Below are 12,764 nucleotides of genomic sequence, written 5' to 3' on the forward strand. Positions count from 1 at the left end.
CTGCACGCCACCCCAGTCCACCCCCTCACCCCGAGGATCGGACCCACCGATGGCGACCGCACACGGCCACGCCGCGCCCGAAAAGCCCGAAACACCCGGGCAACCACAGAATTCTAGAGACGCTCTCCAGCGGGCCGGCGGCGACGTAGGAGTCGCGCGCTTCGGTGCTCATGACCTGTTCCTCCTGCCGTCTGCGCTGTCCGAGGCGGAGAGCCACCCGCGCGGCGGGTTCCGGACGGCGTGTGTTGGTTGGCAGCAGCCCTGGAAACAGTCTTGTGAGAGCGAACGACGCGCACAACATGCGTCGTTTGTGCGTCGTAAGATGGGAACATGCGTCTGAACAGGGACGATGAGACGAATGCCGAGGCGGATGCCCGGCGCGGCGGCGGCCTGACCACCGGTGAGGTGGCGCGCCGTCTGGGGGTGGCGCCGACCACGGTCCGGTCGTGGGACCGCCGCTACGGGCTCGGTCCCGCCGCGCACACCGGCGGCCGGCACCGCCGCTGGACCGCCGACGACCTCGCCCGGCTGGAACGGATGTGCGCGCTGACGGCGACCGGGCTCCCGCCCGCCGAGGCCGCCCGCCTGGCCCTCGGCGGAGCCGCCCCGGACCCGCCCTCGCGCGCCACCCCTCCCGTGCCCCCGGCGCCCCCGGAACGCAGCCACGCCGGCACCGGCATGCGGCTCGGCGACGTACGTCAGGAGTGCAAGGGCATCGCCCGCGCGGCCCTGCGTCTCGACGCCGCCGCCCTCGACAAGCTGCTGGAGGACGCGATCGAGGAGCACGGCCTGGTCCCGGCCTGGACGGAGGTGATCATGCCCACGCTCCAGGCCGTCGGACGCAAGTGGGAGACCGCGGGCGAGCGGTACGTCGAGGTCGAGCACTTCCTGTCCTGGCACGTCTCCGGCGCCCTGCGCCGCCACGCGCCGCCCGTCGTCGCCGACCGGCCCGGCGCCACCACCGTGCTCGCCTGTGTGCCCGCGGAGAACCACACGCTGCCCCTGGAGGTCCTGGCCGCCGCGCTGGCCGAACGGGGCCTGCCGGTACGCATGTTCGGCGGCGCGCTGCCCGTCGAGTCGCTCGTGGCCGCCGTCCGCAGGACCGGCCCGGCCGCGGTGGGGCTGTGGGCGCAGTCCCGCACCACGGCCAGCCGGCCGCTCGCCCAGCACGTCTCGGCGATCGAGTGGGGCGTGCGCGGCGCCCGCAGGAAGCCCGTCGTGCTGACGCTCGGCCCCGGCTGGGCGGGGCGGACCTCACCGGGGCTGCCGCACCCGCCGGGTCTCTCGGAGGCCGTCGCGGCGTTCGAGTCGGTCGTACACAGGTGACGTGGCTCGTCCTCTCGGGTACCCGACGGCGGTGCCGCCTGGCCTCACCGGGCGGAACGTGCTCGGGTGGATCCGGTCTCCCGAAGGGCGGAGGCCGGTGTCGAAGGAGGGGCGCGCATGACGACTCACCACCACGGGACTCCGGACACGGTCGTCGTCGGAGCGGGGCTCGCCGGTCTGGCCTGCGCGCTGGACCTGTGCCGCGCCGGACGGCGGGTGACGCTGCTGGAGGCGTCCGACGGCGTGGGCGGCCGGATGCGCACGGACCGGTACGGCACCGACACCGGCGACTGGGCACCGGTCGCCACGTACATCGTCCGGGGAGCACTGCCCGCCATGAAACCGCCGTGGCCGACGAGCCGCACGACGCGTGTCTCCGAGGGCCGGTACGTCTGCGGCGACCACCGCGCGACCGGGAGTGTGCAGGGCGCCCTCGCCTCGGGCACCCGGGCCGCCCGGGAACTGCTCGCGGACCGGGCCGGCGACTGACCGTCGACCGGACGGCACCCGCCGCATCCATCACGGGCCGGCACACGGAACACACGGATGACGGGCGACACCGCCGCCCTGCCCCTGCGATCGGGAGTGGACAGTGAACCTCGACGGCGCGCGCGTGCTGGTGGCCGGTGCCACCGGCGTCCTCGGCGGTGCCCTCACCGCCGAACTCCGGGGCCGGGGAGCGCGTCCGGCACTGGCGGGACGCGACCCCGCGCGGCTCGCGGCAGGCGCACGCGCCCACCCGGGCGCCCCGACCGTCCTGTTCGACGCCTACGACCCCGCGTCCTGCGCCCGCGCGGTCCACGACGCGGCGACGGCGCTGGGCGGGCTGGACGCCGTCGTCACTGCCTTCGGGTCGGTGGCCTTCGGTCCGGCGGCGGAGGTCGGCGACGAGATCGCGGAGCACCTGGCAGCGGTCAACGTCCTCGCGCCCACCGCCTTCTTCCGCGCCGCGTTCACCGTCCTGGGCCCCGGCTCGGCCGTCGCCGCCTTCACCGGTGTCGTCGCACGGCGCCCCCAGGCGGGCATGGCCGACTACAGCGCGTCCAAGGCGGCGCTGAGCGCCTGGCTCGACGCGGCCCGCCGCGAGGTACGGGCCGACGGCATCCGGGTCCTGGAGGCCCGGCCGGGACACCTCGACACGGGCTTCGCCGACAGGCCCGTCGCGGGCACGGCCCCGCCGATGCCGGCCGGAGGCGACCCGCACCGGGTCGTGGCGGCCGTCGCCGACGCGCTGGAAGCGGACGCCGAACTGGTCCGCACCGACCCGGACGGAACACCCGTCGTCGAACGGCGCGCCAGGTGAGCCGGCCTGTCCCCGCCCCCGCGCCCGACATGACGTCGGACGTCGTCATCGTCGGCGGCGGCGCGGCCGGACTCAGCCTCGCGCTCCGGCTGACGACCTCCGCCTCCCCGACCGTCACCCTCGTGGAGGCCCCGGACGGCCCGCTGCGTCCCCCCGAACGGACCTGGTGCTACTGGGACCACGACACCCGCGACATCCATGACCCCCACACCCATGACACCCACGGCGCCGACGACTTCGACGCGGCGATCAGCGCCTCCTGGTCACGGCTGCGCGTCCACGGCAGCGACGGCCGCGCCGTCACCGTCCACCCGGCACCCCTGCGCTACCGCATGCTCCGGTCCACGGACTTCGAACGGCTGGTGCACGCGCGGCTGGCCCAAACGCCGGGCGTGCGGGTCCTGCGCGCGACGGCGGACACGGTGCGCAACAGCGCCGACGGCACGGCGGAGGTACGCTGCACCACCCCCGACGGCCACACGCGGCTGCTCCGCGCACGCCATGTGTTCGACTCCCGCCCCAGGCCCGCCCTGCCCCCGGCCCGGACACAGCTGGCGCAGCACTTCCGCGGCTGGTTCCTGCGCACCGACGCGCCCCGGTTCGACCCCGACGTCGCCGACCTCATGGACTTCCGCGTCCCGCAACCGCCCCACGGCCTCGCCTTCGGCTACGTACTGCCCCTGGCGCCGGACCGTGCGCTCGTCGAGTACACCGAGTTCTCCCGGACCCCGCTGACCACCGAGGCGTACGAGGCGGCGCTGGCCCACTACACCCACGACGTCCTGAAACTCGGCGCGTTCACCGTGGAGTCGGCGGAACAGGGGGTCATCCCCATGACCGACGCGCGCTTCGCCCGCCGGGTGGGCCCCGCCGTGTTCCGGATCGGCACCGCCGGCGGTGCCACCCGCCCGGCGACCGGATACACCTTCGCCGCCGTGCAACGGCAGAGCCGGGCGATCGCCGCGGCCCTGCACCAGGGCCGCGCCCTCGTGCCGCCTCCGCACGGGCGGCGGGCCCTCGCCATGGACGCGGTGCTGCTGCGGGCCCTGGACACCGGCCGGATCAACGGCCCCGAATTCTTCACCGGCCTCTTCCGGCGGATCCCGCCGCACCGGCTGCTGCGCTTCCTCGACGGCGACACCACCCCGTGGGAGGAATGGGGCATCGGCCTGCGCACCCCCGTGGGCCCGATGCTCCGCACCGCCCTAGAACTCCCCTTCCTGCCCCGGCGCCCGCACGGCACCCCACGAACCGGAGAGAACCACCGATGACACTCCTGCGCGACCACGACCTGGCACGCGCCTTCGACCACGCCTCGCACACCTACGACCGGCTCACGGCCCTCAACCCCGGCTACCGCACCGACCTCCTGCGCTCGGCGCGCCGGCTCCGGCTGCCCCGCGCCGGCGCCGGCCTGCACGTCCTGGACCTCGGCTGCGGCACCGGCGCCTCCACCCGAGCCCTGCTGCGGGCCGCACCCCGCGCCCGGATCACCGCCGTCGACGCCTCGGCGGGGATGCTGCGGCGCGCCCTCGCCAAACCCTGGCCGGCCCGCGTCCGTTTCCGGCACCTGACCGCCGAGGAAGTCGTCACGACCGGCGAGGGACCGTACGACGCGGTCTTCGCCGCCTACCTGTTCCGCAACGTCACCGACCCGGACGAGGTCCTCGCCGCGGTCCGCACCCTGTTGCGGCCGGGCGGCCGGCTCGCCGTCCACGAGTACAGCCTCAGCGGCTCCGCCGCCCACCACGCCCTGTGGACGGCCGTCTGCCGGGGCCTGATCATCCCCGCGGGCACCCTGAGCGGCGACCGCGCCCTGTACCGGCACCTGTGGCACAGCGTCGTCCACTTCGACACCGCTCCCGCCTTCACGGCGCGCCTGAGCGACGCGGGGTTCACCGGCGTACGCGCGGCCCCCGTCGCCGGCTGGCAGACCGGCATCGTGCACACCTTCCTGGCCCGCAACGGTGCCGCCGCCCCGCAGGCGGAGGCGGCCCGGTGAGCGCCGCCCGGCCGGCGGCCCGGCGCGGACGCGACCGCAAGGCCGAGATCATGATGCCCGCACCGGGCCGGGACCGCTTCGACCCCGTGGACGCCCCGGCCGTCGCCGTGGTCGGCGGGGGAATCGCCGGTCTCGCCGCGGCCACCCTGCTGGCCGAACGCGGCGCCCGCGTGACCCTGTACGAACGCGAGGAGACACTCGGCGGCCGGCTCGCGGGCCGGCCCACCCGCCTCGCCGACGGGTCCGAGGCCACCATGAGCCGCGGCTTCCACGCCTTCTTCCGCCAGTACTACAACCTGCGCGGCCTGCTGCGGCGTACCGACCCCGGACTCGACCGGCTGCGCCCGCTGCCCGACTACCCGCTGCGGCACAGCGGCGGGCTGACCGACAGCTTCGCCCGGGTCCCGCGCACCCCGCCGCTCAGCGCGCTCGGCTTCGTCGCCCTGAGCCCCACCTTCGGCTGGCGCGACCTCGCCGCCATGGACGCCCGGGCCGCCCTGCCGCTCCTCGACGTCCGGGTGCCCGAGGTCTACGACCGCTTCGACTCCATGAGCGCCACGGCGTTCCTGGAACGCGTCCGCTTCCCCGAGGCCGCGCACCATCTGGCCTTCGAGGTGTTCTCCCGCAGCTTCTTCGCCGACCCGCGTGAACTGTCCGCCGCGGAACTGCTGCTGATGTTCCACATCTACTTCCTCGGCTCGGCCGAGGGCCTGCTCTTCGACGTACCGGACGAGCCGTTCCCCCAGGCCCTGTGGGACCCGCTCGGCGACTACCTCCAGCGCCTCGGGACCGACATCCGCACCGGCACACCCGTGCGCGGCGTCCACCCGGACGACGACGGGGGAGTGGAACTGCGGTGCGACGACGCCGTGGACCGGTACGACGCCGCGGTGCTCGCCCTCGACCCCGGAGCCCTGCGCGGCCTCGCCGGCGCGTCACCCGGGCTCGGCACGCCGGCCTGGCGCGAGGACATCGCCTCGCTCGGCACCGCACCGCCCTTCCTCGTCTCCCGGCTCTGGCTGGACCGACCGGTCCACGCCGACCGCGCCGGGTTCCTCGGCACCAGCGGATACGACGGACTGGACAACATCAGCGTGCTGGAGCGCTACGAGAGGGAGGCCGCCCGCTGGGCCGCCCGGACCGGAGGCTCGGTGGTCGAACTGCACGCCTACGCGGTCCCCGCCGACGCCCACCCCGAGACCGTGCAGAACCGCCTCCTCGACAGCCTCCGCCGGGTCTACCCCGAGACACGGAGTGCCCGGACCGTCGACGCCCGGCACGAATGGCGCGCGGACTGCCCCCTCTTCCCGGTCGGCTCCTACTCCCGGCGGCCCACCGTCCTGACCCCCCACCCGAACGTGACGCTGGCCGGCGACGCCATCCGCTGCGACCTGCCCGTGGCCCTCATGGAACGCGCGGCCACCACCGGGTTCCTGGCTGCCGGGGTGCTGCTCGCGGGCTGGGGAGTGCGGGGCCAGGTGCTGTGGACGGTGCCCCGGGCCGGCCGGTCACCCGTACTGCGGGCGCTCGGCCGGGCCGGGAACCGCCGCGCTCAGCCCGGGAACCGGCCCGTGCTCCGCAGCGCCCACCGCCGCTCCGCGTAGGCGAGGTCGTCGCGCCACAGCCGCCCGGCCGTCAGGCGCATCAACGGCCGCAGCACCGGCGCGGCGGCCCGCGCGAGCGCGAAGCCCCGCCGGTCGGAGGCCGCGACGACCGCTTCCACGACGGCGGTCCGCGGACGCGCGGCCCCCTCGGCGGTCAGCGGCGTGGCATGGGTCTCCACGACGGACGTGGACCCCTCACCCTCCGTGATCCGCATGACGACCGTACGCGGCTCCGGCGCGGTGAACTCCGCCCGGACCGGCACCACCAGACGGCCCGTCACCCGGAACGACACGTCGACGACGAAGACGTCGTCCGCGTCGCCCAGCGGCGGCCGGGCCACCGTCAGGTCCACGAACGAGTACGGGTGGAACCACGAGCCGTGCCACGGATCGAGCCGGTTGGCGACCACGTCCTGCGGCTCGCACCCCCCGACGGCCGTGAAGACGGCGTCCACCCCGCCGCCCGCCGCGGGCCGCTCCGGGACCACGGGACGCTCCGAGGGCTCCTCGCCGCCGACCACGTCCAGCCGGACCCACACCAGGACTCCGTCGTCGTGGACCGGGTACGGCTCCCAGCCGGCGAACGGCCCGCCGTCCAGAGCCAGTCCGTGCCAGTGGCACACCAGCGTCCCGCACACCACCCGGCTCTCCCGCAGGGGCGCGCCCAGATGCGGGCACGCCCCCGGACCCGCGTGCAGCTCACCGGAGTCCGACCGCCACAGCACCACCTCCGTGCCGCCCACGGTTCTGCCGTAGGGGCGGCCACCGGTGCGCACGTCCCGTGCGGCACCGACGACGAACCAGTTGCCCGAGGGACGCGCCGAGGCCCGTTTGAGGGCGTCGTCGATCAGTGCCGGGCGCGCCTCCCGCCAGGTCGGGGCCTGGGTCGCCCAGTCCGACCGGCCGCGCCGCCGCAGCGGCGGGGTCCAGCCCGCCCGGTCCGCTCGGTCACTCACCGCACGGGTCCTTTCGTCCGGGGCGCCGCATCGCCCGTCCAAGGCGCCGGGTGCGCGGCGCGGGCACGCCTGCGCGCGCCCACGACGCCCACCACTCCGGCGGCGGCCGTGACCGCGCGACGCCCGCGCGACACCACCACACGGCGGTGCACCACGGCGTAGTCCTGCTCCGCGATCGCGTCGAGAATCCCGCCGTAGAGCGTGAACGCGGTGCGGACGCACGGACGCACCCGCGGATCGAGCATGGCGATGCCCGGCTCCGCCGCCCGGTACACCTCCCTCGTCATGGCCTCGACGGCGACGAGCGCCGCGCGGATCCGCGGGTCCCGGCGTCCCGTGCGGCGGCTCCACTCCAGCAGCGGCCGGTCCACACCGTGCGCGGCGAGCAGGTCGGCCGGGAGGTACACGCGGCCCCGGTCCAGGTCCTCGCCGACGTCCCGCAGGAAGTTGGTGAGCTGGAAGGCCACCCCGAGGTCCGCCGCGTGCGGTGCCGCCTCCTCGCGGGGGACGACCGTGCCCAGCACCGGCAGCATCTGCAGGCCGATCACCGCGGCCGAGCCGTGCATGTAGGCGCGCAGGTCGGCGTAGGTGGGATAGTCCGTGACGTGCAGATCGCCGCGCATCGACACGAGGAAGTCGGCGAACAGCGAGTGCTCGATGCCGTGGTGTTCGGCGGTGTCGGCGACCGCCCGGACCACGGGCTCGGCCCCCTCACCGGTCCGCAGCCCGTGCGCGAGGTCGCTCTCCAGGACCCGCAGCAGCCGGTCGCGTTCCCCGGGCGTCCGGTGCCGGTCCAGGTCGTCGACGATGTCGTCGGCCCAGCGTGCGAAGCCGTACAGCGCGTGCACGCAGGCGCGGCGCTCCAGCGGGAGCAGGCGGGTGGCCAGGAAGTAGGTCTTGCCGTGGCGGGCGTTGAGCCGTCTGCACAGGGTGTAGGCGGCGCGCAGGCCGGGATCGGTGATGTGCGCGGCATCCAGTTCACGACGGGCCATGGGAGCCTTCCGCGGTCGGGGTGGCATCGGCACACTCGGCTCGCCGCGCCGGACGGGGGTGCACGGTACGGGCGGCGGCACGGGCCCCGCCGGTGACGCGGGCGGCGGCGAGCTTGCCGCTGATCAGCACCGTCGGCACGCCGACGCCCGGAGTGGTGCCGCAGCCCGCCAGTACGACGTTGTCCACGCCGTGCACCAGGTTGCGCGGGCGGAACGGGCCGGTCTGGGCGAAGGTGTGGGAGACCGAGAACGGGCTGCCCGCCGCATGCCCCTGCGCCGCCCAGTCCAGCGGCGTGACCAGCAGCTCCTCCCGGACACCGGCCGCGAACCCGTCCAGGCCCCGCCGCTCCAGCTCGGCGACCAGGCCGTCCCGGTAGCGCGGCCCCAGATCCCGCCACGCGGCGGCGGAGGGCCCCACCTCGGTGTTCGGGCACGGGGCGAGAACGTAATGGAGGTGCCGGCCCGGCGGTGCGAGGCCGGGGTCGTGCGCCGTCGGCCGGGTGATCAGCAGGGAAGGGTCGCTCATCAGCCTCCCCGTGCGGGTCAGTTCGTCGAAGGTGGCTTCCCAGGCGCCGCCGAAGGACAGCGTGTGGTGGGCGAGACCGGGCCACGTCCGGTCGGTTCCGGCGTGCAGCACGACCGCCGAGGGGGAGTGGCGCAGCCGCAGCGGACGCCTCGACGCGCGGCCCAGCAGCCGGTGCGCGGCGGGCAGTTCGCAGGTCAGCACCACGGCGTCGCAGGGGATCCGTTCGCCCGAGGACAGCCGCACGGCACGCACCCGGCCCGCCGACCGCTCCAGCGACGTCACCTCGGACGACCAGCGGAACCCGGCCCCCGCCGCGCCCGCCGCGTCCGCCATCCCGCGGGGCAGCGCGTGCATGCCGCCCTTGGGGAACCAGACGCCGGCCACGGTGTCCATGTAGGCGATCACCGCGTAGGCCGCGAGGGCCCGGGCCGGAGCCACACCGGCGTACAGCGCCTGGAAGGAGAAGACACGGCGCAGCCGCGGGTCGGCGATGAAACGGCCGATCCGCCGGTCCAGCCGCCCGAAACCGCCCAGCGCCGCCAGCCGGGCCAGGTCGGGGTGCAGCAGTTGGAAGGGCGAGTCGAAGTTCGTGTCGATGAAGCGCCGCATCTGCGCCCGGTACAGCCGCTCCAGCCAGTTCCGCAGCCCGCGGTAGCCGGCCGCCTCGGCAGGACCGGCGAACCGCCGCACCTCCGCCTCCATCGCCTCGCCGTCGGTGTGGACGTCGAGGGCGGTCCCGTCGGCGAAACACGCCCGGTACGCCGGATGCAGGGGCATCAGCTCGACATGACGGTCGAGGCGGTCGCCCACGGCGGCGAACGCCTCGTCGGCCAGGTGCGGCATGGTCAGCACCGTGGGCCCGGTGTCGATCTCGTAGCCGCCGAGACTCACCCGGCCCGCCCGGCCGCCCGGCCCGTCGTCCCGTTCGACGACCGTCACCCGGCGGCCCGCGCCCAGCAGGTGCAGTGCGCAGGCGAGACCGGAGAGTCCGGCGCCCACCACGACCACGTGATCCGTCGGCCCCGTCACCGTCCTCACGCGGCCTCCCCGGTGGTGCGCCCCGCGACGACACCGGACGCCTGCTCGACCAGTGCGGTGAACTCACGGCGTACGGCGGGCTCCGCGCCGGTCCGGGCGAAGTGCCGCAGGCTCTTCGCGGCCAGCTCCGTGATGGTCGACTCGACGACGGCCCGCGCCCCGGTGCGTTCCAGCGCGTCGCGCATCCGGCGCACCACGTCGTCCGGCCCGGGCCGCGTCCCCGGGGCCAGCGCGGCGGCGGCGTCCTCGTCGCCGGTGGCCTCGGCGGCCCTGAGGCCGACGGCGAGCAGACACGTCAGCTTGCGCGTGCGCAGGTCGTCGTCGGCCGGTTTGCCCGTCACCGCCGGGTCGCCGAAGGCGCCGAGCAGGTCGTCGCGGAGCTGGAAGGCGAGCCCGGCACACCGTCCGGCGGCCCGCAGCGCGCCCAGGGCGGGCCCGTCGGCACCGTTCAGTACCGCGCCCAGCGCCAGCGGGCGTTCGACCGTGTACAGGGCGCTCTTGAGGGTGGCGACGCTCAGCGCCTCGTCGACGCCCAACGCCCCGGTGGCCTGCGCGTGGAGGTCCCGGTACTGGCCGGCGACCATCTCGCCGCGCATGTCCTGCCACTCTCGGTGCAGCCGGGCGCCGTACGGCGAGCCGAGCGCCGTCTCGGTCAGCAGGTCGTCCGCCCACGCCAGGGCCAGATCGCCGACGAGTACGGCGGCGGACGCGCCGAAGGCATCGGCGGAACCGTTCATCCCCGCGGCCCGGTGCGTGCGGGCGAGGTCGACGTGGACCGCCGGCGCGCCGCGGCGCAGCGGTGATCCGTCCATCACGTCGTCGTGGACGAGCGCGCACGCCTGGACGAGTTCGAGGGCCGCGCCCGTGCGCAGGACCGCCGTGGCGTCCCCGGCTCCGCCGGCGGCCCGCCACCCGCACCACGCGAACGCCGTGCGCAGCCGTTTGCCGCCGCGCCGTACGAAGGCGGCGACGCGCTCGGCGACGTCGTGGGCGTACACGGGATCGACCTCGCGGGCCTGCCGCAGCCTGGCGTCGAGGACGGTTTCGAGTTCCGCCTCGGCGGCCTGGACGGCGTCGCGGGCCGTGAGCGGGCCGTCGGCCGGTCTGACCGGCTCGGCCACCGTGGACGGCGGTCCCAGCATGCACAACCCCTTCTCGCTCTCGGTCACCTGCACACCCGTGCTTCCGCCGGGCGGGCCCGAACGGATGCGCCGAATTCCCGCCCGTTGCCCAAGGCTCGTTGCTCAAGGGGGCGCGTCGCCGCGGGCCCGTTCCTGGCGGCGCACGTCGGCCAGGTCGGTGAGCCGGTCCAGCCGGCGGACCGGACGGGCGGTGCGGTGGTTGTGGCCGAGCCGTTCCCGGTGCCGGTCGAGGAAGGTCCAGTAGCCCGCGGTGTAGGGGCAGGCGTGCTCGCCGGTCCGGTCCCCCGGCCGGTAGCGGCACGGCCCGCACAGGTCGCTCATCCGGTGCACGTAGGCTCCGCCCGACGTGTACGGCTTGGTCGTCATCCGGCCCCCGTCGGCGTACTGGGACATGCCGACGACCTCGCGCGGCCGGTAGGGCGCGGGAACCGGCAGGGTGTCGGCCTCGCGCGGGGGCGGCTGCCGGTTGTCGTGGTCGAAGTTCCAGCGACCGCCCGCCGGGCTGTCCCCGTCCATCAGCAGCTCGTGCCGCCGGCGCACCCAGCGGTAGAAGTCCTCCTGCCGCAGCCGCCCGCCACCGTGCCCGTCCGCCCACGTGGCGAAGTCGTCCGTCGGCACCATGAACCCCCGCGCCGGCCCGGCGGTGACCCGGGGGAGGGAGCGCACCAGTCGGACAGCGGCGTACGAGGTCGGGTGGTGGACGGTGACCGGCCGTCCGCCGGCGGCCCGGTCGAGCCCTTCCCGGTAGGTGTCGGCCCGCACATAGGTCACCCGGTCGCCCAGTTCGGCTGCCCGGTGCCGCATGGCGGAGAGCACCAGGTGCGCCTTGGCCCGGTGGAAGCGACTCCGCCGGAACACCGACCGGGCCTCCACCATCAGCAGCGGTGTGTCCCCGCCGGGCCCGTGTTCGCCCGGCGCGAGGAAGTGCGGCCCGAGCTGGTCCCCGAAGAGCCAGTGCACGGTGCTTCCCATGACCGCTTCCTCCCGGCGCTCACTCCGATTCCGTCTCTCGTACGAGATCATGACCGCAACGGCACGACCGCGCCCGTCGCGACGGAGTACGCGGCGAGCCCTCTGGTCCACCCGGGTGAACGACGTACCGGCGCATCCGATCCGGGCGCGGCCGGCGAAACAGGTGCATGAAGCTACGAGACGAACTGCCCGTCGATCACCACCTCGCGAGCGTCTACCGCTACGGTGCCGGGTTCTGCGGTCTCGTCCTGCTGGCCTTCGCCGCCCTCGGTTTCGCCGACACCCTCAGCCCGTTCCGCACGGAGGGCGACACGGTCGCCGGAATGACCACGAACGTCGCCCTCAGCGTCATCTCCACCGTGGTGGGACTGGCGCTGCTCGGCGGGGCGGTGATCGGCGGCAACTTCGCCTCCACCCTCAACATCGTGGTGGGCGCGCTCTTCTTCCTCAGCGGCTTCGCCCACATCTTCGTGCTGGACCGCCCGGCCAACATCCTGGGCTTCGGCATGGCCAACGTGATCTTCAGCTTCGTCATGGGACTGTTCATCGCCACGTTCGGCATGTACGGCCGGGTCTCCAGCAAGCTCTCGCACGACAACCCCTACTGGGCGGCGATCCACCCCGAGCAGGCGGCGCGGGAGGAAGCGGCCGCGCGGAGCGCCCTGCCGGGTACGGCGGACGCCGCCCGAGCCCTGCCCGGGGCGGCGAAGCCTCCGCGTCGCGGTCGTCGGTGAGCACCCGCGAAGGCCGGCAGGCCGGAGCCCATCCGCCCTTCGGTCCGCCCGGTCACCCCGTCACCGGCGGCGAGCGGTGAATCCCCGACCCCCCGGCCCCTGACAGAACGAGTCCCTTGCCGCGCCGTACCGGGAGAGCCTCCCGTACACGAACGGTGTCCGGCGGGAA

11 protein-coding genes and 1 pseudogene are annotated in these 12,764 nt (G+C 75.1%); 7 read left to right on the plus strand and 5 right to left on the minus strand.

The window, feature by feature from the left end:
- Window positions 1-330 precede the first annotated feature (330 nt).
- The 6 genes and pseudogenes from ACFWR9_RS23035 to ACFWR9_RS23060 all read left to right on the plus strand — a co-directional run bounded on the left by ACFWR9_RS23035 (window position 331) and on the right by ACFWR9_RS23060 (window position 6,235).
- On the plus strand, window positions 331-1,326 hold the full coding sequence (locus tag ACFWR9_RS23035) for a MerR family transcriptional regulator (RefSeq protein ID WP_383845191.1): 996 nt from the start codon (window positions 331-333) through the stop codon (window positions 1,324-1,326).
- A gap of 99 nt (window positions 1,327-1,425) precedes the next feature.
- A pseudogene (locus ACFWR9_RS23040) lies at window positions 1,426-1,815 on the plus strand (FAD-dependent oxidoreductase); the annotation flags it as partial.
- 103 nt (window positions 1,816-1,918) lie between these two features.
- Complete coding sequence (locus ACFWR9_RS23045; RefSeq protein ID WP_383845193.1) at window positions 1,919-2,629, plus strand: SDR family NAD(P)-dependent oxidoreductase; 711 nt, start codon at window positions 1,919-1,921, stop codon at window positions 2,627-2,629.
- Between the two features lie 29 nt (window positions 2,630-2,658).
- The gene (locus tag ACFWR9_RS23050) at window positions 2,659-3,900 is read left to right on the plus strand and encodes a lycopene cyclase family protein (RefSeq protein WP_383845307.1); all 1,242 of its coding nucleotides are present in this window, start codon (window positions 2,659-2,661) and stop codon (window positions 3,898-3,900) included.
- Entirely contained in the window at window positions 3,897-4,631 is a 735-nt protein-coding gene (locus ACFWR9_RS23055) for a methyltransferase domain-containing protein (protein WP_383845195.1), read from the plus strand. The genes ACFWR9_RS23050 and ACFWR9_RS23055 overlap by 4 nt, the downstream gene beginning before the upstream one ends.
- Window positions 4,632-4,681: 50 nt before the next feature.
- The gene (locus ACFWR9_RS23060) at window positions 4,682-6,235 is read left to right on the plus strand and encodes an FAD-dependent oxidoreductase (protein WP_383845309.1); all 1,554 of its coding nucleotides are present in this window, start codon (window positions 4,682-4,684) and stop codon (window positions 6,233-6,235) included.
- On the opposite strand, the gene ACFWR9_RS23065 is transcribed toward ACFWR9_RS23060, so the two are convergent.
- From ACFWR9_RS23065 to ACFWR9_RS23085, 5 genes are all read right to left on the minus strand, one after another.
- Window positions 6,184-7,191: a DUF5914 domain-containing protein gene (locus ACFWR9_RS23065; RefSeq protein WP_383845196.1), complete on the minus strand. Its 1,008-nt coding sequence runs from the start codon at window positions 7,189-7,191 to the stop codon at window positions 6,184-6,186. The genes ACFWR9_RS23060 and ACFWR9_RS23065 overlap by 52 nt on opposite strands.
- Window positions 7,188-8,183: a phytoene/squalene synthase family protein gene (locus ACFWR9_RS23070; RefSeq protein WP_383845197.1), complete on the minus strand. Its 996-nt coding sequence runs from the start codon at window positions 8,181-8,183 to the stop codon at window positions 7,188-7,190. Before ACFWR9_RS23070 ends, ACFWR9_RS23065 begins: the two co-directional genes overlap by 4 nt.
- Window positions 8,170-9,747 (minus strand): phytoene desaturase, encoded by a 1,578-nt coding sequence (locus ACFWR9_RS23075; RefSeq protein ID WP_383845199.1) that lies wholly within the window; start codon window positions 9,745-9,747, stop codon window positions 8,170-8,172. The genes ACFWR9_RS23070 and ACFWR9_RS23075 overlap by 14 nt, the downstream gene beginning before the upstream one ends.
- Entirely contained in the window at window positions 9,744-10,889 is a 1,146-nt protein-coding gene (locus ACFWR9_RS23080; RefSeq protein WP_383845201.1) for a polyprenyl synthetase family protein, read from the minus strand. The genes ACFWR9_RS23075 and ACFWR9_RS23080 overlap by 4 nt, the downstream gene beginning before the upstream one ends.
- Window positions 10,890-10,991: 102 nt before the next feature.
- Window positions 10,992-11,861: a cryptochrome/photolyase family protein gene (locus tag ACFWR9_RS23085; RefSeq protein WP_383845203.1), complete on the minus strand. Its 870-nt coding sequence runs from the start codon at window positions 11,859-11,861 to the stop codon at window positions 10,992-10,994.
- A gap of 167 nt (window positions 11,862-12,028) precedes the next feature.
- Here ACFWR9_RS23085 and ACFWR9_RS23090 point away from each other — a divergent pair, with 167 nt between their 5' ends.
- The gene (locus ACFWR9_RS23090; protein WP_383845205.1) at window positions 12,029-12,595 is read left to right on the plus strand and encodes a DUF4383 domain-containing protein; all 567 of its coding nucleotides are present in this window, start codon (window positions 12,029-12,031) and stop codon (window positions 12,593-12,595) included.
- Window positions 12,596-12,764 lie beyond the last annotated feature (169 nt).

Origin of the sequence: Streptomyces sp. NPDC058534, from assembly GCF_042717365.1 — a bacterium.
Lineage (GTDB): Bacteria > Actinomycetota > Actinomycetes > Streptomycetales > Streptomycetaceae > Streptomyces.